Raw genomic sequence first — 21,480 nt, 5'->3', positions numbered from 1 at the left:
GATGTACCACGGTCCGTGGACCGACGCCGACTCCTCCGTGCCGCGGGCGCGGCACTCGTGGGCGGGCTGGCGGGCTGCTCGGACGGGGACCGGACGGGTGGGCGCGGCCGCACCGCCACGACGACCGGCACGCCGCGGGACGCACGGACCGGGACCAGCGACCCGGCCAGGTCGGGGACGCCGACGGACCATCCGACACCGACGGACCATCCGACGCCGACGGACCATCCGACACCGACGGACCATCCGACACCGACGGACGGTCCGACACCCACCGACCAGGAGACGGTCGAGCGACCCCTGGACTGGTCGCCCGGGGTGGCGGTCGACGCCGCTTCGGTGACGGTGGCCGACACCGCGCCGGACCAGGCGGCACCGGTTCGATACGAGGTGGGCATCGACCCTGGGACGGCCGAGCGGCCGCCGGTGCTCCGGACGCACATCACGAACACGGCCGACCGGACGGTGTCGGTCGGGGAGGGGACGGTCGCACGCCACGACGGCATCCGGTCCATCGAAGAGGAGCTGTTCCTGCTCGCTACGGGGATGGCGCGCTCGACGGATGGGGACTGCTGGGGTGTCGAGGGACCGATGGCGAGGGACACCGAGTACGAGGTCATCGACCTCGGGCCGGGCGAGACGGCCACCGCGCGCTCGTACGTGCTCGGTGCCGACCGGGAAGCGGGCGACTGCCTCCCGGTCGGGCGACACCGGTTCGAGCCCCGTGTGTTCTGGAGCGAGCCGGAGGACCTGCCCGGGCCCGGCGATGGCACCCGCATCGACTGGGCGTTCACCCTCCGCGTCGAGCGGCGCGGATGATCACAGCCCGGTCGGGTGCTCGATGTACGTCGTCTCGATACCCTCGTCCCACCCGGCCACGCGGTCGGCCAGCGCACGGACGCCGAACGTCTCCGTGGCGTAGTGCCCGGCGAGGAAGACGGTGATGCCGGCCTCGCGGGCCTCGTGATAGGCGGGCTGTTTTCCCTCGCCCGTGATGAGCGCGTCCACACCCTTCTCGCGGGCCTCGTCCAGCCAGTCCGTGCCGCTCCCGGTCAGGATGGCCACGTCGCGGATCTCGTCGGGCCCGAAGTCGAGCACCTGCACGGGCCGGTCGCCCGTCGCGAGTTCCGACAGCGAGTCGCGCAGGTCCGCGACCGTCCGCGGGTCGTCCGCGCGGGCACGCTGCCCGACGTGGACGCCGCCGAAGTCGCCGAACGGCTCGACCACGTCGAGGTCGAGATGCTCGGCCAGGAGCGCGGCGTTGCCGACCTCGTCGTGGCCGTCGAGCGGCGTGTGGACGGCGTACAGCGCGAGGTCGTTCTCGACGAGCGCGGCGACGCGGTCGTACTCCTTCCCGGTGACGGCGTCGATGCCGCCCCAGGAGATTCCGTGGTGGACCACCAGCACGTCCGCACCGCGTGCAGCCGCCTCCTCGAAGGTGGCGACCACGCCGTCGACGGCGAACGCCGCCGTGTCGACGGTCGCGCCCTCGGGCCCGACCTGCAGGCCCTGAACCGCGGCGTCGGCCGCGTAATCGTCGACGTCGAGGAAGTCGTTCAGTCGGTCCGCGAACTCCGAGAGCGGGATGGACATGGCTCGTCCGTCGTGGGGCGGACGCTTCAGGGTTGTCGCTCGTGCCGCGCCGCCGCCGCGGGTTCGCGGGCTCCCGGAATCGGTGTGTCAACACCGTACACACCTGGTTTCGGCCACCGGAGTTACGGGGTGGCCCCGAGTCCGGCCGGGCATGACGAGTCTCCAGATGGTCGCCGCCCTCGCGGCGGGGTCGCTGGCGGCCGTGTGGGCTGGCGCGACGGTGCTGGAACGCTCGACGGAACAGCTGGCCGACCACTTCGGGCTCCCGAGCGACGTCCGGGGCGCGGTCGTGACGGCCCTGGGCTCCTCGTTCCCGGAGTTCACCGCGACGGTGGTCGCCATCGCGCTCCACGACCGGGTCGAACTCGCCATCGGCATCGTCGTCGGGTCGGCGGTGTTCAAGGTACTCGTCGTGCCCGCCGTCTCGGCGCTGCTCTCGCCCGGAAGCGGCCTCCGGACCGACCGCGAACTCGTCTACCAGGAGACCGGGTTCTACGTCCTCGCGGTGGCCTCGGTCCTCCTCGTGCTCGCGCTGTCGGTCATCTACAACCCCGTCGAGACGGCCGCCGGCGGCGCCGGGCAGGCCGGCGAACTCACGCGGACGCTGGTGCTCGCGCCGCTGGGGCTCTACGTCTTCTTCCTGTTCCTCCAGTACGCCGACGCCGCCGAGCACGGTGCCGGGCGCACGAGCGGGGACCGGTCGGCGCTGGAGTACCTGACGGGGCTGGTCGTCGCGCTGGTGTTCGTCGGCGTCGGGGTCGAGGGACTGGTGCGGGCGGCCATCGAGTTCAGCGAGGCGTTCGGCACCTCCGAGTTCCTCTGGGGACTGACCGTCGTCGGGGCCGGTGCCTCGGTGCCGGAGGTGTTCGTCGGCGTGCTGGCGGCGCGCAACGACGAACCCGGCGTCTCCATCTCGACGGTACTCGGGTCGAGCACGTTCGATCTGCTGGTCGCCATCCCGGTCGCGGTGCTGGCGGTCGGGGCCGTGACCGTGAACTTCGGCACGGTCGTCCCGCTGTTCGCGTTCCTGGTCGTGGCGGCGCTGCTCCTGCTGACCGTCGTCCGAACGGACCTGAAGGTGTCGACGGCCGAGGCGGTCGGACTGTTGCTGGTGTACGGCGGCTTCCTCGGGTGGATGGCTGCCGAGAGCGTCGGCCGGCTGGCGTTGCTTGCCTGACCCCGCTCCCGGCTCCCACCCCCGACGTTCAAGTAGGGAGACGGGACCAGCCCCCCCGTGACCTGACGTATCGAGTCGCGCCGACGGGTTCGCCAGCCCCGCGAGCGCCGCGGCCGGGGGCCACCGCGCCGCTTTCGGGGACACGATAGCCGCCAGCCACGGGGCCACCGCTGGAGCGACATCCCGGACGCTTTTCGCCACGGGCCGCCCAGCCACAGGTATGGACTACGACGGACCCGTTCTCGACGACCACCTCCACCTCGACCCCGTGAACGGTCGGGACACGGAGGCGGTCGAGGAGTTCGCCGCGGTCGGCGGGACCCACCTGCTCGTGCTGAACAAGCCGTCGTGGAGCCTCGGTGTCGAGGTCGAGTCGGCCGAGGACTTCCGCGAGGGGTTCGACCTCACCGTCGAGGCCGTCGAGCGGGCGACCGAGGTCCTCGACGGGCGTGCGTGGCCCGTCCTCGGCGTGCATCCCGCGCTGATCAGCCAGCTCGTCGACCGTGGATACAGCCCCGAGGAGGCGCGTGACCTGATGTGCGGGGGGATCGACGTGGCCGCCGAGTACGTGAGTGACGGCCCCGCGCTGGCCATCAAATCCGGGCGCCCGCACTACGATGTCGACGAGGCCGTCTGGGAGGCCTCGAACGCCGTGATGCGCCACGCGTTCGAGCGCGCGGCCGAGGTTGGCTGTGCCGTCCAGCTCCACACCGAGGGCGGTGAGGACTTCTCCGAGATCACGGACTGGGCCGAGGAGCGCGGGCTCCCGCCCGAGCAGGTCGTCAAGCACTACGCCGGGAGCCGGACGGTCGGACCGGTGCCGAGCGTCATCGCGAAGAAGCCACAGATCGAGGGCGCCATCGAGCAGGGCCGGCCGTTCATGCTCGAGACCGACTTCATCGACGACCCCGACCGACCGGGCGCCGTCCTCGGGCCGAAGACGGTCCCACGGCGGACCCGGTGGCTCGTCGAGGAGGGCCACGGGGTGGCCATCCGAACCGCACACGTCGAGACCCCCGCGCGGGTCTACGGCATCGACACCGAGGCGACGCTCGGGGAGTGAGCCGCGGCCACGGGGGGTGGGGAGTGCGGCGCGGCACCACTGCCCAGGGAGTACCCTCGAGAGACACGGCAGTAGCGCCCCTGAGGTAGGCGATGTGCCGAGTGTATTGAGTCCATCGGGTGGCGGCCGAGGGAAAGGCCTAACCCCGGGCGCACGTACGGCGGCAACATGAGCACGCCCCCGGACGAGTACTACACGGCGGAGCGCTGGCAGAACTGGGTCGGCCGACTCCGCGAGGAGGACGTCAACCCCGAGGAGGAGGATTCGGCACGCTTCCTCTGGAACCTGCGCGACGACACGGCCATCGCGGTCGCGAAGATCGTCACCGACGCCGACGACGGCGAACTGGCCGAGGAGAGCGCCGTCGAGAAGCTCGGTGAGATGCGCGACATCGTCTTCGCCGAGGTCGAGTTCGAGGACGAGGACAAGACGATGCTCATCCAGAGCGTGCAGGCCTCGCTCGAACCGGTCATCTCGGCGGCCGAGGAGTACGTCGCCAACGCGCCGGCCGACGAGGCCAGCGCCGCCGAGTACGTCAACGCCGCCATCGACGCCGGGAACGAGCAGGAACTCGACGCCGCCTTCGCCTACTGTGCGCAGGCGGGAACCCGCATCTTCGCGGGCGACGAGATCGACACGAGTGTCGTCGAGGAGATCGAGAACGCGCTCGTCCTCGACTGGGTGAACGGGCTCGACAGCCTCCAGTCGGCACTCGCGGACCCTGAGGTCGTCGAGGAGGAGGACTGAGCCCGACCGCCGGTGCCCGCCGGGGGCGCGGGCGACCGGCACGCTTTGATGGTTCTGTCGGAAGCCATTTTTATCGCGGCGCCAGTACTCCGGTAGACTCACATGAACGGTCCGAGCGGACGGGGGTGGGGGCGGGGACAGCCGGTCCAGATCGGGGTGCTGTTGCTGTTCGCCTTCCTCGTCATCGGTCTCGCGCTCTTCCAGGCGGTGCTCGTCCCGCAGGAGAACGCCCAGGTCGAGTTCAACCACAACCAGGCTGCACAGGACGACATGGTTGATCTCCGCAGCGACCTCCTCCGATCTGCCGCGACCGGCGAGGGGAGGACGACCCGGGTCCGGCTCGGGACGACCTACCCCTCGCGAACGCTGCTGCTGAATCCGGCCCCGCCGGGCGGAACGCTCAGGACGGTCGATCGAGGCGGATTCAACGTCACCAACGCGACCGCGACGACCAGCAACGGCGCGCAGAACTACTGGAACGGGACGACCCGGAACTTCTCGACGAACGGCGTGGTCTACGAGCCCACGTACAACGCCTACGATGGGGGCCCGGAGACCGTGCTCGAGTCCTCCGTGCTGTACAACCGGTTCGAGAGCGGTGAGCGACTCGCGCTCTCGAACCAGTCGTTCATCAACTCCCGGACGATCTCGCTGGTCGGAGTGATGGGTGAGTACGACACGGCCGGGAGCCGCGCGGCCGCCGTCGATCCGCGCGTCGTCTCCGCGACGAACCGGACCGTGAGCGTGACGAGCGAGGGGGGTCCGATCACGCTCCGACTCCCGACACAGCTGTCGGAGTCGGAGTGGGAGGAGCTGTTGAGCGGGGAGATGGCGGCCACCAACCCCGACGGCTACGTCGAGGACGTCGAGGTCCGGGCCAACCCCGCGGCCCCGGGCGACCTCGTCGTCGTCACGCTCGTCCAGGGGCAGAGCTACAACCTCCGGCTCGGTGCCGTGGGCCTCGGTAGCCGGACGGCTGCCGAGCGAGCGACGGATGACGTCGCCTACGTCGTCGCCACGCGGGGGGGCGGTGACAGCCTCGACGAGAGTGACCGACAGCAGGTGACGGTCGAGGCCCGCGACCGGTTCAACAACCCCGTCGTCGGGACGGAGGTGACCGTCGAGCAGCCGGACACCGGATGGGTAGTGGGCGACGGGGGCGGCGGTACGGCGACGGCGACGACTGACGCCAGCGGGCAGGCCACGTTCGAGTACCGCGCCCCGCTGAACGTCCGGCAGAGCCGGGAGGTGACGCTCAATGCGACAGGGCCGGGCGGCGACCCGGACGACCGGGGCGATCCCCGGACCGTGGCGGTCAACCTCACCGTCGAGGACGACGCCGAACGCGTCGGGAACGACGAGTACGGCCGTCCGCTCATCACCGCGGTCGAACCGGACACGTCCGGGAGCGGGTCGGCGACCGCCGAGTTCGTCCGCGTCTACATCCCGACGGCGGGGGAGTACACGCTTCGGGGGCCGGGAGACAGCGCGACGGTCACGACGACCGGCGAGGAGGTCGTCCACTTCGGGACCGTCGGCGACGACCCGCTTCCCGACTGCCGGGACACCACCGTCGACGCGTCGTTCGCGGTCCCCGACCAGGGCTCGCTGGAGCTCGTCCGGGCGGATAGCGGGACCGTCCGGGACAGCCACGTCTACGAGGATTCCGACTATGACGAGCGGATCGGACTCCGACGGGTGGAGGACGGGGCGTACGTGGACACGAACCGCTCGGCCGACTGGCGAGCGGCGGGACGGGCCGACGTCTGCGAGGCACGGGCAGGCGACCAGCCGCCGACCGTCCGCTCGCTGAGCGCGAGTGCCAACTACGCGGGCGGCGGCAATCCCGGGATGGGAGGGGGGAACCCGTCACAGACCGACCGCGTGACGTTCACCTACAGCGCCACGGACGACCTCGACGTGCCGGAGGTCACGGTCGACGCCACCCCGTCGGGCACCACGACGACCGTGCTCACGGAGCCAGCGTCCGGGCCGTCCGGCACCGCCGTCATCGAGTTCGACTCCAGCGTGGCCGGGGACGGCACCTCGGTCACCGCGACGTTCGAGGACGACGCCGGGCAGCGGGTCGAATGCACCGGGACGTTCGACGAGGCGGGGCAGACCCTGACACCGGCGGCGGAGGGGCTGGACTGCGGGCCGCCCTGAGTGCGGACGCGAGAGCGCCGGGCCCCGGGCCGCCCCGCGCCGACGCGCCGTCCGACGTACCCGCCCGAGATCGGGAGCGCGGGGACGCTCCGACCCCGACGAACCCGGAGGCCAGGACCCCGACTGGCGTCGTTCACGACCGGGGACGGCGCCGGGGGTTTGGATGGCGCTGTCAGAAGCCCTTTTAGTCGTACTGACCACTTTCGGACCAACCAAGATGTATTTCCGGGGGTTGGGGTCCGAGACAGAGCGGGCCCAGGTGGCGGCCATCGCGGCGGTACTCGCGCTGGCACTGGTGGTGGTTTCGGTGGCGCTGACACAGGCAGTCGTCGTGCCACAGCAGAACGAACGCGCCGAGATCCAGCACCAGCAGGCGATCGAAGAGGACATGCTGGACGTGCGCGCCGCGGTTCTGGGATCTGCCGAGACGGCATCAGGGCAGACCGCCACCGTTCGGCTGGGAACGACCTACCCGGAGCGGACGATCCTGCGGAACCCACAGCAGCCACAGGGGTCGTTGCGGATCGAATCGCTGGGCGCCGGGTCGCTGTCGAACGCGGTCGCGGCCAACCCCGAGACGACTGACTTCTGGAGCGGAACGGTGCGGGGCGGGTACACGAACAGCCGGGTGCTCTACGACCCCGGCTACAACTACTACGAGGACGCGCCGCAGTCGGCCTACGAGAGCTCCGTCCTCTATCGGGGTGGGGGCGACGGGATGACGATGCAGAGCGGCCAGCGGCTGGTCGACGGGAAGCAGCTCTCCCTCGCGTTCGTCGACGGCGAGCGGGACCTCAGCCGGACCGGGACGACGACCATCGAGCCCGAGACCCTGTCGGCCTCGGAGGTGAACGTCGACCTGCGGAGCCCGAACGCGGAGCCGGTGACGGTCCGGATTCCGACGCGGGTCCCGGAGTCGGCCTGGGCCGACCTGCTCGCGAGCGAGCTGGACCCGGCGGGGACTGACCCGGACGCCTACGTCCGGTCGTACAGCTGCACGGCGAGCAGCCCCGACGCCCCGTGCGGGACGCTCACGCTGAAGCTGGAGCCGGGCGTGACGTACGACGCCAAGCTGTCGAAGGTCGGCCTGACCGGCTCGGTGTCGGAGCCGGCCGCCTACGTGACGGCGCTCCGGAACCCGGACCCGATCGACGAGGGGAAGCAGCGCCAGTTCACCGTGCAGGTGCGTGATCGCTACAACAACCCGGTCAGTGGCGTGGACCTCGACATCATCCAGCCGTCTGTCGGCCGCGTTGTCGGGCCGGTGAACAGCGTCGGCGAGGTCGGCGCCGTCACCGACGAGAACGGCCGGGCGACGTTCACGTACCGGGCGCCGGTCAACGTCCCGGTCGAGGGGGCCACCGCGACGCTCGGCGTGGAGGCCGGGAGCATCCACGGCGACAAGGGGCGGGTGACCTACGACATCGGCGTCGAGGACACCGCCGAGCAGGTGTCTGACGACCGGATGCCGCCGCTCGTCACCGCCGTCAGCCCGAACGTCGAGAGCGCCGAGAGCGGCGACTTCGTCCGGGTCGACGTCACCGACGCGGACGGGCTCGACCCGTCCAACTACACGCTCGATCTGGTGAACCGCGACGGGAGCGTCCGGAACACCGTCGCGCTGTCGGGCAGTCTGGACCGTGCCGGGGTAGCCGGCGGCGACGAGGAGATCTACTTCGCCGGCGAGAGGAACCGGGTGCTGCGCGACATCGCCGACGCCCGGAACGTCCCCCTGACCGGCCTGACGAGCGTGACCGACGTGACCGTCGACGAGGTGACCCGAGGGCCGGTCGACATCTACGTCGTCGGTCCGAACGCGGCGGATGCGACGTTCACGCCGGAAGCCCCCGGAGCGACGACCCTCACGGGACTGGAGGCGTTCGCCGCGCGGAACGGCCTCGACGGAGACGACGTGGTCGTGCGGTCCTCGGCGCTGGCCCCGGACGCCGGCGCGTCGCTGGTGGACGGGACGATCCGTGACGAGCTGTCGGACGCCGACCCCGGGGACGGCGACGCGTTCACCGACGTGCTGGACGACCAGCGCGGGACGGTGCTGCTCCGCCAGGACGCGGCCGTCGTCGACACGTTCGCCTACCGCTCGGAGGGCGGACAGATCGCCGGCGTGCAGCCGGCAGGTCCGGGTGGGAACGCCGCCGACGAACACGTCGAACTCCGGTTCGAGCGGCCGACCGACCTGCTCGACGGGGCGAACCACACGCTGAGCGTCGTCGCCGACGGGCACCGCGAGACGGTCGACCTCGGAGGGGTCGCCGATGGCGGGCCGGTCACGGGCTCGGTGTACGTGATCGGGGACGACGTCGACCGGGTGACGTTCGCCACCGAACAGGGGGTCACAGCCGATCGAGTCGTCTACGCCTCCGCGCTCGCGCAGGCCGGTCTCGCCGGAGACGAGTTCGTCCCCGACAGCGGCGGGACCGTCCGACTCCACGACGGGCCGCCGGACGAGGGTGAGCTGGTCGACGAGCGGCCGTACGACGGCATCCGGCGGGCGGACATCGGGGCCGTGGTGCCGCTGGACGCGACCGGGAGCGGGTCCCCGAGCGTCTCGACCGACGAGTACGCGCGACTCGACTTCGGGACGACCGTCGACACGACCGGGTGGCAGCTACTCGTCGACGACGGCGACGGGACGACCGAGCGGCTCGACCTGACACCGCTGGCGGACACGACCGGCGCCGCACCCGGGCCGGTCTACCTGGTCGGCGAGGGGGTCGACCCCGACGCGTTCGCGAGCGCTCGCGGCATCGCGGCCGACCGGGTCGTGTCCGCGGCCACACTTGCCGAGGGTGACCTCGCCGATTCCGACCTGTTCGACGACGACGGCGCCTCGCTCACGCTGCAGGACGTGGCGGGTGACACCGTCGACACCTACGCCTACGGTACCGGGCCAGCGTCGAGGATCGCCGACGTGACCCCCCGCGACGCAACCGGTGCTGGGGGCGCGACCGACGAGTTCCTGCGGCTGGACGTCGACCGGGCGTTCGACTCGGCCGGCTGGACCCTCGCCATCGACGGACCGGGCCGCGTCGGCCGGCTCGACCTGGGCGTTCCGGCGGCCCGAGACACCATCGCGGCGGGCGAGGATGTCTACCTGGTCGGACGGGCGGTGGACCGGGACCGGTTCGCGGCCGACCGCGGCGTCGACCCGTCGCAGGTGGTGCCCATCGGGGCGGTCGCCGAGCCGGGACTCGGGATGAACGCGCTCCCGGAGCCCGGCGCGACCCTGCGGCTCCGCGACGCGAGCGACCGGCTCGTCGACCGGTACGAGTACGGCAGCCCATCGACGGGCGGCGGGCCGTCCGCAGCCGGCGCCGTGACGACCGTCGACCCGTCGCGTGGCGGCGACCCGGGTGCCGAGTTCGCCCGGCTCGACTTCACCGGGCCGGTCGACACGGCCACGGGCTGGTCGGTCGTCGTCGAGCGAACGACCGCCGGACCGGGCACCGCGACGGCGACCTACGCCCTGACGGACCCGTCGGTGGCGGACGCCGCACGGACGGGCGGGACGGTGTATCTCGTCGGCAACGGAATCGACCCCGACACGTTCGCGGACGAGCGGGGCGTGGCTGCGTCCCAGGTGTTCCGCTTCGACGACGCCGCCGTCCCGGTGACGGACGGGGACCCGACGCCCGAGGACGTGCTCTCGGACCTGGGCGGCGAACTCCGGCTGCAGGACGCGGGCGGCACGACGGTCGACAGCGCGGCTTGGACGGGGAGAGCCAACGGCCGCATCGACGCCGTGACCGCGGACACGGACGGCGACTTCCCGGGCGGCAACGGGGCGACCGGGGCGGACCGTGACGGCTGGGTCCGAGTGGGCTTCCCCGGCGGCACCGACACCACCGACTGGACGCTCACGGTCGATGGGGCCGGGGCGGCCGGTGACGCGACGACGCTCGACCTCGGAGCGGCGGACGGGCCGGCCCGCGACGGCGACGCCGTCTACGTGGCCGGTGACGTCGACGGCGACGGCGACGTGGACGCGACCGACGTCGACCGGCTGGCGGACGCCGAGGGCGTGCCCGGGGACCAGGTGTTCCGGGCGGGCGCCCTGGCGTCCGGCGGGCTGCCCGCGTCGTTCCTCGCGGACGACGGCGGGACCGTGACGCTGCGCGACGCGACTGGTGCGGCCGTCGACACGTACGCGTACGGGAGCGAACTGCGGAGTGGCAGCATCGCGACCGTGGAGGCCCGCGACGCGACCACCGCCACGGGCGACGAGTCCAGCGACGAGTACGTCCGCCTCGACTTCGAGCGCCCGGTCGACACGACCGGCTACGAACTGACCGTCCAGCGGCCCGGAACCGACGGGGAGCGTCGGGTGGCTGTCCCGCTGGACGAGGCGAGCACGACGGTGGCCGTCGCCGGCGGGCCGATATATCTCGTCGGCGAGACGGTCGACGAGACGCGGTTCGCCGCCGGGCACGGCGTCACGGCCGACCGCGTCGTCGTGATCGACGGCCGGGACGGGCAGCTGGGTGCGCTCGCGGACTCGGACGTGCTGACGGACACCGGCGCGACGCTGACGCTGCGGGGCGACCTGGACGGCGACGGCACCGCCGAGACGGAGCTGGACCGCTACGCCTACGGAACGGAGGCCCCCCGCACGGGCGACTGGGAGCACACCTTCACCGGCGGGACGGAGGACACGACCGCCTACCGCGAGCGCGACGACGCCGGCCAGTACATCGACACCGACACCGCGGACGACTGGTACGACACGGGGACGCTCCCGGGCGAGGACCCGCAGCCCGCGAGCGCGAACGTGACCGTCGACGAGGTGGCGACGACCGGCAGCGATGTCGACGGCGACGGCGTCGAGGAGACGACCGGCGTGACGGTCGACCTCTCGAACGGCGACGGGACGGCCGAGGTCGTCGGGTTCGCGACGGAGACGGACCTCGCGTCGGCGGTCGACGCCGGCGGTGACCGCGAGGTCGACGTGCCGGTCGACGGCGGCGACGACGGCTTTGCGAACGCCGGGAGCTCCGGGGACGCCGACGCGTCGTTCGCGGCCGACGGCACGCGGTACCGGTTCGCGAACCTCGACAGCCTCCCGGGGTACGACGCGGAGAACGCGACCGTCCCGGCCGACGCGACGTTCGAGTTCGAGGTCGGCGAGTACCGGACCGACGACGGGTCGGCCGCCGACCTGGGGACGCTCGTGCCGGCGACGGCCGGCGACGCGGACCTGTCGGTGACCCTGGTGTTCGCGGACGGCTCGACCCAGCGCGTCCACCTGCGCCAGCGACCGGCCGACATCGACGTCGACGTGACCGCCGACAAGCCGGCGGTGGGCGACGGGTCGGAGGTCACCTTCAGCACGACCGTCGAGAACCTCGGCCCGGGGCGGACGACCGGCCCGATCCGTGTGTCCGACGGCTACGACCCCGCACAGTTCGAGATCGTGTCGAGCAGCCCGGCGGGCGGGGCCACGTACGACCCGGGGAGTGGGACCTGGACGATACCGGACGGACTGCCGGCCGGGGAGAACCACACGCTGAACGTGACGATGCGCGCCAGCGGGAGCACGGGCGAGGCGCTGCCGTACACGGTCGCCCGGACGGAATCGGCGGTCGAGGACCCGAACGTCGACAACGACGTGGACACGGCGTCGGTGACCATCGGCGGCGCGGACCCGTACCTGGAGATGACCTCGCCCCAGGACCCGGACGGCGACGGCATCGCGCGTGTCGACAGCGGCGACACGGTGACGTTCGACCTGACCGTCGGCAACCGCGGCCCGGGGGACATCCCAGGCGGGCTCGTGGTGCGCGACGAACTGCCGGCCGGGTTCGTGCCGCTGTCGCACGAGGCGACCGCCGGGACGTACGACCCGGCGACGGGCGACTGGCGGCTCTCCGGCGGCCTCGCGGAGGGCACGACGGAGACGCTCACCATCAGGGCCGTCGCCAGCCCGGTGCCCGGCCCGCTCGACAACACCGCGACCATCGCGGACGTGGGCGCGGCCGGCGACCGGAACACGTCCAACAACGAGGCGACCGTGACGGTCGCGGAGCTGGAACGGCCGCCCGGCAGCGGTGATGGTGGCGACGACGGAGATGGCGGTGACGGTAGCGACGGCGGCGACCCACCGGCCGTCTGTTCGGACCCGACGAACCTCGACGGCGACGAGACGGTGCTGCTGTGGTCGACGTTCGAGACGCGGGGCGACGACGACGCCGAGCGGCTCGCCAACGCCAGCTGGAGCGCGAGCGGCGAGGGGATCGCCGGCGTCAACGACCTCACGAGCGAGAGCTGTGGGCGGTCGGCCTACACCGCCGACGGCGAGCGGAACGTCACCAGCCCGACCGTCGACACGGACGACTACGACCTCGTCGAGGTCGCCTACTGGGTCCAGAACGGGTCGGCCGACTACACCGCCGACCTGCCCGGTGCCGTGAGCCCGAGCGAGGCGCCCGGGCCGACCGCGTCGGAGGACCTCGCGGTCGAGTTCTACGGGGCCGATGGCGAGTGGCACCGGGTCGACCGCATCGAGCAGGACGACCCCGCGCTGGCCGACGGCGCGCTCGAACGGCGGGTCTACCTGCCCGGCAGCCTCGCCAGCCACGACGGGTTCCGGCTCCGCTTCCACCAGCTCGACGGCGACCAGGACGACGCCGGCACGGACGACTTCTGGCACGTCGACAACGTCCGCATCGTCGGCGGGCCGGATGACGACGGGGGTATCGAACCGATCGTGACCGGGACCACGCCCGTGGATGGGGGCGACGGTGACGACGGGAACCAGGCCGACGACGAGGAGGACGACGACAACGGTCACGGGAACGACTGTGACACCGACCCCAGCAACCCGAGCGGGAACGACCCACCCGGCCAGGAGGAGGACTGCGAGAACGACGGGGGGAGCGATGAGGAAGACGGCGATGAGGAGAGCAACGACGATGACGGGGAGTGCGAGGTCGAGGAGGACGACGGCTCGCCGGGGACGGACGACCGCGGCATCGGGAACAACGCCGGCGAGACCGACCCCGACAACCCCGCGCTCGGCTCGTCGTGGGAGGGCGAAGCGGACGATGGCTGCGAGGAGGGTAGCGACGGAACCCGCGGTGGCGGGATAGTCGACGCCACCTTCGGCTACGACAACACCTATCCCGGCGCGGTCTACCTGACGCCCGGGCCGGAGCTGCCGACCCGCCTGTTCGAGCCCGGAGAGCGAAACGACGTGCGCGTCAACCGGACGAGCGACCCCGTCGGTGATGAAGGCCCCTCGGTGGTCGAGACTTCGGGCGTCAGCTTCGGGGTGTCGGACACGGACCGGTACGTCCTCGGCGGGGGGACCGGCCTGCCCGGGCGGTTCCCGGCCGGGTCGCCGGACGACGTGGTGACGGTGTCCGGCCTCGACGGGGAGCAGCTGGTGTCGTGGTACCTCGGCGACGACGTAGCAACCGCGGGCGGCGCGGGCGAGGGCGGCGGGGAACACGGTGAGGACCGAGACGAGTGTGAGGACGACGACGGCGACAACGGGCACGGGAACAACGAGGGGGACGACTGTTCGAATCCCGGGAACGACGACGCCGACGACAGCGATGGCGACAGTGGGAGCGGAAACGACGACGATAGCGACGACAGCGACGACGGGACCCGGCGGGCCATCAGCTTCGTCGCCGCCTGTCCCGCAGGCGACGACATCGACTCGTTCGACATCACCGTGACGGAGACGAAGGACGGTGGCGAACCGGTGGCCATCGAGTGGACCAGCGACGAGCCGGTCGAGACGGTGGTTCTGAAGGCCGGAACGTCGATGGAGACCTTCGACGCCGGCGGCGCGACCAGCGGCACCGCCGCCGTCGGTGGGGGGACGGCGGCCGGGAGCACGCGGACGCCGTCGTCGCCCTGCCCGGATGGTGACGGGCTGAAGTACGAGTGGGACGGCGGAAGCTTCGACGCGGCGTCGGACGGCGAGGAGGACGACGACTGAGCCCGACGGCCGCGCAGGACCCCCGACCGGGACCCGGATGTGCCCGCAACTACTTAAGCGAGCCACGGAAAACGAGGGCAAGGAATGGACCGTGGTGGACCCCAAGCCCGGTGGGACGGGCGGGCGCAGGCGATACAGCTCGGCGCATTGCTGCTGTTCGCCATCCTCATCATCAACCTCTCGCTGTACCAGGTGTTCGTCGTCCCGAACCAGAACTCGGAAATCGAGTTCAAGCACAACCAGCAGGTCCAGGAGGAGCTGAAGACCGCCCGGAGCCTGGCCCAGCAGGCGGCGGTGACCGACAGCGAGCTCTCCACCTCCGTCCGGCTGGCGCCGCAGTACCCCAGCCGGACAGTGTTCGTGAACCCCGCACCACCGGCGGGCACGCTGGAGACGGTGGACCGCAGCGACCTCGTCGTGGCGAACGCCGAGCCGCTGGACGCCGAGGCCCGTCAGGCCTGGGACACGAGCGGGGAGGCGTTCGCGACGAAGGCGCTCGTGTTCCGCCCCGGCTACAACTACTACAGCAACGCCCCGACGACGGCGTACGGGGGGTCGGTGCTGTACAACATCCAGCCCGACGGGGCGACCGTGCGCAACCGAACCGGGCAGTCCCTGGTGAACGGGAACCGCATCACGCTGGTGACGATGACCGGGGCCGTCTCGACGAGCGCGTCGGGAGCCGAGACGGTGGAGTTCCAGCCGACGAGCGCGCCCACACAGCGCGTCCCCGTCCGGGCCAGCGGCGGGGACCTGACGGTCCGGGTGAAGACGCGCATCCCTGAGGACGTCTGGGAGGACGACCTGCTGGCCGGACAGATCGACGATCCGACCGCCGACGAGAACGGGGACGGCGACAACGACGAACCGGGCCGGTACGTCACCGACGTGACGATGGTGAGCGGCTCGCCCCCGTCGAGCGTCGGGACGCTGGAGATCACGTTCGAGAGCGGGCCCGACAAGACCTACAGCCTCCGGATGGGACAGGTCGGCGTCGGGGACAACGTCGCGGACGAATCGGCCTCGTACATCACGAAGGTCGACCCGACCGCGGACTCGCTCTCGGTGACCGAGGACGAGGAGCGGGAGGTCGTCGTCGAGGTCCGCGACCGGTACAACAACCCCGTCAGCGGGGTCCCCGTCTCGGTGACCGACCCGTCCGGGGCGGGCGACGTCACCGCGACCGAGGACACCACCGACGAGCGCGGCCGCGCGAGCTTCGTCTACGAGGGCTCGAGTACCGGCACAGAGGACCTAGAGTTCGCCATCTCGGACGACTCGTTCCAGGGGACCGGGAGTACGAGCGGGCTCGACGACGCGGAGGAGGTGACGTACACCGCGACCGTGAACCCGGCGCCGGGGAGCGGCTCCGGTTCAGGTGGTGGCGGTGGCGCGGACTACGATCTCGTGTGGGAGAACCCCTCGGACACGGCCGGTGTGAGCACGACGAGCAGCACGGACTGTGGCTCGGCGCCGTGTCCGCGGGACGTCGACCTGGCGGCACTCACGACGGACACGGACGGGAACTCGCTCAGCACCGACGGCGCCCCGGTCTCGTTCGGGACCAGCAACGACGCGGTCGGGACGTTCACCACGACGCAGACGACCACCTCGGCCGGGCGGGCGGAGACGGCACTCGACCTCGCGGACCCCCGGACACTCGGCGAGGCGACCCTGCAGACGTTCAGCGGCGGGAATCGGGACACGCTGGCGTTCGACATGCAGGTGACCGACTCGTTCGACAACGACGGAGCCCTGGGCCCGACGTGGGAGAACATCGACAGTAGCGACGCGGTTGCGGTCGACTCGACGGCGAGCAACAGCGGCTCGAACGCCGTCCAGATCGGCGACGTGGGCGAGCAGGGGACGGATTCGGACCCCGGCGGTGGGTTCGTCCTGGCCGACAGCATCGACACGACCGGTGCCGACACCATCGTCGTGGAGTACTGGGCGCAGGAGGGCGCAGGGAGCGGTGGTCCTGAAACCGGCGAGGGCCCGGAACAGCTGGAGCTCCAGTACAAGAGCGGCCCGGACGCCGACGACTGGACGACCGCCGACACCCTCAGCGTCCAGAACAGTCCCGGGACGGAGTTCAGCCGCCGGGTCCGCATCGCTGCGGCCGACGCGAAACGGTCGGACTTCAAGATCCGCTTCGTCCAGCCCTCCAGCACCGGCGACGACGAGTGGTACGTCGACGACATTTCGCTGTACGTCTTCGGGACGACGATCAGCGGCGGGACCGACGGGAGCGGTGGGACGCCGGCCGACACCACCGCACCCTCGGTGAGCAGCATCACCGTCGAGGGCGCACCCATCGACTACACCGAGGCCGGTAGCGCCTCCAGCCGGGACGTGACAATCACGTACGACGAGCCGATGGACCAGACCGTCCAGCCGACGGTGTCGTTCTCGGACCCGAACACGGCCAAGCAGACCATCTCCGACCCGTCGGGCGACGGCTGGACCAGCCAGACGGAGTACGTGAAGACAATCGACGTGCTGCAGAACGACGAGGACGTGACGGTCACCGTCGACGTCACCGGCGCCGAGGACCAGGCCGGGAACACGCAGAACGCCGGCAGCGACACGTTCCTGGTCGACACCCAGCGTCCCGGCGACGTGCAGGACGTGGTGACGAAGCCGGACATCAGCCAGAGCAACGAGAACGTCGTCACGTACGGTATCCAGAACCCGTCGACGGTGTACGGCGACGAGGACATCCGCGTGACGCTGGAGGGACCGAACGGGAACACCGTCTCCCAGCGGACGGCCATCCAGGGCAGCGGCGGTGACACGACCGACGTGACGCTGGACGCCTCGGGCCTGGCCGACGGCGCGGTCAGCATCGAGGCGGTCGCCATCGACGACGTGGACAACACGGGCGCGACGCTGACCGAGTCCGGCATCACGAAGGACACCGTCGCGCCGCAGGTGAGCAACTACCAGGTCACCCGCGAGGACGACGACGAGTTCACCGTCACGTTCGACGCGACGGAGGTCACGACGAGCATCGAGCAGGTCGACCTCTCGGTGACCGGTCCCGGCCAGCGCGTCGCGAAGACCAACACTAACAACAACACGAACGGTGACACGACGAGCTACGAGATCACCTACCGCGTCGATCAGGCCGGTGCGTACGACGTGACGCTCGCCAGCGTCCTCGACTCGGTCGGCAACGACGGCGCGGGCGGCGAGACAGGGACGGTGGTGCTGGGGACCGCCGCAGAACGGGTCAGTTACAACGGTGACGGGACGGCGGACGGCCCGGGCGGGAGTACCGAGGGAGTGAGGTTCAGTATCAGCAGTCTCGGTGGCCCGGACGTGACCATCACGGATATCGCGGTCAGCTCGTCGGGAGCAGCAGGCGAACTGCGGGAGCAGAACGGTGGAACCGGGACGTGGAATCACGAGGTCTTCATCGACAGTGGGACCGACGGGTATCTCGAGACCGGAGAGGGGCCGAACGACGTGTACACGCTCGGCAGTGGCTCCACTGCACTCACGAGTCAGGCGATTATCACCGACACCGGAGACGCGACGCTCTACCTCTATCAGTTCAGGACGTCCGGGGCCGGAAACTCGGGTAGTTCCATCGATATGCAGGATCAGAGCGTGACGGTCGAGCTCACGTTCGCGGACGGTACCACGGAGACCGTCACGTTCACCGGCTAGTTCGACACCTGACGAACCCACTGTCGACAGACCCATAAGGTACCGAACGGACACGGAACCATGAGCGAGAAAGCCGTCGGCATCGACGCGGTGGAGATCCACACCGGGAAACTGAGACTCGACCTCGCGGAGACGTACGCGCCCGCGAAGGACGACGACCCGGGCAAGTACACGAAGGGGCTGGGGCTGTTCGCCTCCTCGTTCCCGGACGTGTACGAGGACATCGTGACGATGGGCGCGAACGCGGCCCACCGGCTGATGGAGCGTCGGGGGCTCACCCCGGCGGACATCGGGCGCATCGACGTCGCCACGGAGTCCTCGTTCGACAACTCGAAACCGGTCTCGACGTACATCGCGGGCTGTCTGGAGCAGGTGTACGACGAGGACTTCCACCACGCGAACAAGGGCGAGCGGAAGTTCGCCTGCATCTCGGGCACGCAGTCGCTAGACGACGCGTACAACTGGATCCGCGCGGGGCGCCACCGCGGCCGGAAGGCGCTCGTCGTCGCGACGGACACGGCGCTGTACGCCCGTGGCGACCCGGGCGAGGCGACGCAGGGGGCGGGCGCGGTGGCGATGCTCATCTCCGAGGACCCGGACCTCGTGGAGCTGTCGACCGAGCAGGGGTACGGGAGCGCCGACGAGACGGACTTCCTGAAGCCCAACCAGCAGTTCCCGAGCGTCGACGGGAAGCGCTCCGTGCAGGTGTACCTGGCACGGATGCGCGAGGCGCTGGTCGACTACGAGTCCGTCGCGGGCGACACCCACCCGGACGACTTCGCGCTGGCGCCGTTCCACACGCCGTTCCCGGGGATGGTCCGGAAGGCCGCGCTGCTCGGCTTCCGGCACGTCTCGCGTGACACGGAGTACGAGGACCGGCTGGCCGAGGAGATCGGCCGCCAGCCCCGGCAGGAGGAGTACGACGACCTCGAGACGTTCCAGGACGCGCTCAAGGACTACACTGACGCGCTCTCCGAGACCGAGATCTACCAGGACTGGTACGCACGGACCGTCGACCCGACCCTGGAGCTGTCGCGCTACGTCGGCAACTGGTACACCGGGAGCGTCCACGTCGCGCGGGCGTCGGGCCTGCTCCAGGCGGCCGAAGCCGGCGAGGACCTCGCGGGCGAGCGCCTGCTCGTCGGCTCGTACGGCAGCGGCGCGCAGGCCGAGATCCACCACGAGGTCGTCCAGCCGGGCTGGGAGGAGAACATCCGCGCGCTCGGCGTGAAAGACCGCCTCCGGGACCGCTACGAGCTGACCTTCGAGGAGTACGAGCGCATCCACGATGCGCACAACCACGAGAAGGAGACCGATGTCGACGAGCTGACCACCCCCGAGGACGAGTTCGTCTTCGACGGCTGGGGCCGGATGGGCGAGCGCAAGTACCGGTACGTCTGAGCGCGGACCGCTACGGATCGTCGAGCCGTTATTCGACGTTGTTGACGGTCGTGGTGTCGGATGCGAACAACCCTGCCTCGTCCTGGACCGTTACCCGAATCGTGAAGATCGGCGTATCTGGGAACGGATTGATACTGTTAGACCGGTCGACCAGTTCCAGGGTAACGGTATCTCCGGATTTGTCGAAGCTCGTGGTATCGTCCTGGTCGACGGGGTTCTGCTGAATCTCGGGGCTGGCCAGCCGTGCGGTCACGTCGACGAGATTCCCGTCGGGGTCATCGACGGTGGCCTGCACCGTGTACCGGTCGACCTCGTCGTCCGGTCCGGAGGTCCGCCAGACATCGACGATCTCCACGGAGGGCGGGCGTTCGGCCGTCTCCGGCCCCGGGCTGACCTGGACAGTGAACGAGGTGGTGCGGGCGGCGAGGTCACCGACGCAGGACTCGCACTCGGCGTCGACCGTCACGGTGCCCTCGAAGTCCTCGTCCGGGTCGAAGACGACGGTGGCGAACCCGTCCTGGTCGGTTCGGACGTTGGGCTGTGGCGTGATATCGCCCGGGTCGCCGCCGCTCGCCGACGCCTGGAAGTTGACCTCCGCCCCAGTCACGGGGTTGTGGAGCTCGTCCCGGACCTGGACGGTCAGCGAGGCGGTCTGCGAGTCGAGGATGGAGGCCCCGTCCCCCGCCGTGGCGACGAGGTAGGTCGGCGCGGCCCCCGGCGCGACGGCCTGGTCGGCGCGCTTGCGGAGTTCCAGTTTGGCCATCCGGAGTTCGTAGACGACCGGCCGGGCAGCGGCGTCGTCCGTGACGCCACGGAGGCGGATATCGACCGTCCCGTCGCCGTTGTCGGTGACGGCCTCGACGTTCTCCTCGCCGGCCAGCAGTTCGGTCTCCCACACGTCGGCGGGGATGTCGGTGGGGAGCGTCAGGACGACGTTGGGGCGACCGTCGTTATCCGGGTCGACGGCCCCCGATGCGACGATGGCGACCGGCTCCTGGCCGGTGCTCACCGGATCGACCGACAGCGCGACGGTCTCGCTCGCGGTCGCGAGTTCACCGTCGAGCAGAATCAGCGAGATGCGGTTCTGCCGGACCAGCGACTGGCCGGTGAGCAACACGACGTCGTTCTCCTCGGGCTGACGGTACGCCAGGTAGCCGGTCGAGACGACGGGCGGCACGTCGAGTCGGTTGTAGCCCGGCGTGAAGACGGCCCGGTGGGTCTCGTGGGAGACGGTGGCGCCGTCCCAGAAGTCGGCCACGTCCGCTGACTGCCCGACCGCCCCGCTGACGGTGACGGTACCGGGGGCGCTGAGCCGCAGGCTCCCCGTCCCTGGCGGCGGGTTCGGCGAGAGCGGTCGGAACGGGTAGCTGACGCCGGTCTTCACGTTCGCACCGCCCTCACCACCCGTCCTGGCGGTCCGGAGGAGTTCGTTGTGGAGCTCGATCATGTCCACGTTGGCTCCCTGGTAGGCGTCGAACTCGGCGTTCCGGTCCTGCTGCGGGACGGCGTTCAACTGGTAGAGTGCGAGCATGGCAACGGCCAGGGCGAACACGAGGATGGCCCCGAGCACGACGGCCTGGCCCCGGTCGAACTCGACCGACGTCGATGAACCGGGGAACGATATCATGCACGGTGTATGGGCCGAGTAATAATAAAGCAACCGAGAGAATCGTTTTTCATTCCCCTTGGGAGAACTAA

At 70.8% G+C, this 21,480-nt stretch carries 10 protein-coding genes; 8 read left to right on the top strand and 2 right to left on the bottom strand.

What is annotated here, in order from left to right:
* Positions 1–15 precede the first annotated feature (15 nt).
* Positions 16–819, top strand: coding sequence for a hypothetical protein (locus P2T62_RS05515; protein ID WP_276260483.1), 804 nt, complete (start codon positions 16–18; stop codon positions 817–819).
* Here the strand turns inward: P2T62_RS05515 and P2T62_RS05510 are convergent, their stop codons facing one another.
* On the bottom strand, positions 820–1,593 hold the full coding sequence (locus tag P2T62_RS05510) for a Nif3-like dinuclear metal center hexameric protein (RefSeq protein ID WP_420028412.1): 774 nt from the start codon (positions 1,591–1,593) through the stop codon (positions 820–822). It abuts the gene before it with no gap.
* A 151-nt stretch (positions 1,594–1,744) separates the two neighbouring features.
* On the opposite strand from P2T62_RS05510, the gene P2T62_RS05505 reads away from it, so the two are divergent.
* The 7 genes from P2T62_RS05505 to hmgB all read left to right on the top strand — a co-directional run bounded on the left by P2T62_RS05505 (position 1,745) and on the right by hmgB (position 19,782).
* Positions 1,745–2,770 carry a sodium:calcium antiporter gene (locus tag P2T62_RS05505; RefSeq protein ID WP_276260482.1) on the top strand — a complete coding sequence of 342 codons (1,026 nt, stop codon included), beginning with the start codon at positions 1,745–1,747 and terminating at the stop codon, positions 2,768–2,770.
* Between the two features lie 220 nt (positions 2,771–2,990).
* Positions 2,991–3,833 (top strand): TatD family hydrolase, encoded by an 843-nt coding sequence (locus tag P2T62_RS05500; protein WP_276260481.1) that lies wholly within the window; start codon positions 2,991–2,993, stop codon positions 3,831–3,833.
* A gap of 168 nt (positions 3,834–4,001) precedes the next feature.
* Positions 4,002–4,580: a DUF2150 family protein gene (locus P2T62_RS05495; RefSeq protein WP_276260480.1), complete on the top strand. Its 579-nt coding sequence runs from the start codon at positions 4,002–4,004 to the stop codon at positions 4,578–4,580.
* Positions 4,581–4,682: 102 nt separating this feature from the next.
* Positions 4,683–6,746 (top strand): hypothetical protein, encoded by a 2,064-nt coding sequence (locus tag P2T62_RS05490; protein WP_276260479.1) that lies wholly within the window; start codon positions 4,683–4,685, stop codon positions 6,744–6,746.
* Positions 6,747–6,978: 232 nt separating this feature from the next.
* The gene (locus tag P2T62_RS05485) at positions 6,979–14,709 is read left to right on the top strand and encodes a hypothetical protein (protein ID WP_276260478.1); all 7,731 of its coding nucleotides are present in this window, start codon (positions 6,979–6,981) and stop codon (positions 14,707–14,709) included.
* A gap of 84 nt (positions 14,710–14,793) precedes the next feature.
* Positions 14,794–18,381, top strand: a complete 3,588-nt coding sequence (locus tag P2T62_RS05480) for a hypothetical protein (protein ID WP_276260477.1) — start codon at positions 14,794–14,796, stop codon at positions 18,379–18,381.
* A gap of 60 nt (positions 18,382–18,441) precedes the next feature.
* Positions 18,442–19,782: a hydroxymethylglutaryl-CoA synthase gene (gene hmgB / locus P2T62_RS05475; protein ID WP_276260476.1), complete on the top strand. Its 1,341-nt coding sequence runs from the start codon at positions 18,442–18,444 to the stop codon at positions 19,780–19,782.
* A gap of 28 nt (positions 19,783–19,810) precedes the next feature.
* On the opposite strand, the gene P2T62_RS05470 is transcribed toward hmgB, so the two are convergent.
* Positions 19,811–21,409 (bottom strand): Ig-like domain-containing protein, encoded by a 1,599-nt coding sequence (locus tag P2T62_RS05470; protein WP_276260475.1) that lies wholly within the window; start codon positions 21,407–21,409, stop codon positions 19,811–19,813.
* Between the last annotated feature and the right edge of the window lie 71 nt (positions 21,410–21,480).

This window comes from Haloglomus litoreum (assembly GCF_029338515.1).
Taxonomy (GTDB): domain Archaea; phylum Halobacteriota; class Halobacteria; order Halobacteriales; family Haloarculaceae; genus Haloglomus; species Haloglomus litoreum.
The sequence above is the reverse complement of the archived record's forward strand: the minus strand, read 5'-3'. Positions and strand labels throughout refer to the sequence as shown.

Coding starts and splice junctions, on each gene's coding strand:
- P2T62_RS05480 (WP_276260477.1), top strand. CDS start 14,794: ATGGACCGTGGTGGACCCCAAGCCCGGTGGGACGGGCGGGCGCAGGCG.
- P2T62_RS05510 (WP_420028412.1), bottom strand. CDS start 1,593: ATGTCCATCCCGCTCTCGGAGTTCGCGGACCGACTGAACGACTTCCTC.
- P2T62_RS05505 (WP_276260482.1), top strand. CDS start 1,745: ATGACGAGTCTCCAGATGGTCGCCGCCCTCGCGGCGGGGTCGCTGGCG.
- P2T62_RS05470 (WP_276260475.1), bottom strand. CDS start 21,409: ATGATATCGTTCCCCGGTTCATCGACGTCGGTCGAGTTCGACCGGGGC.
- P2T62_RS05495 (WP_276260480.1), top strand. CDS start 4,002: ATGAGCACGCCCCCGGACGAGTACTACACGGCGGAGCGCTGGCAGAAC.
- hmgB (WP_276260476.1), top strand. CDS start 18,442: ATGAGCGAGAAAGCCGTCGGCATCGACGCGGTGGAGATCCACACCGGG.
- P2T62_RS05490 (WP_276260479.1), top strand. CDS start 4,683: ATGAACGGTCCGAGCGGACGGGGGTGGGGGCGGGGACAGCCGGTCCAG.
- P2T62_RS05500 (WP_276260481.1), top strand. CDS start 2,991: ATGGACTACGACGGACCCGTTCTCGACGACCACCTCCACCTCGACCCC.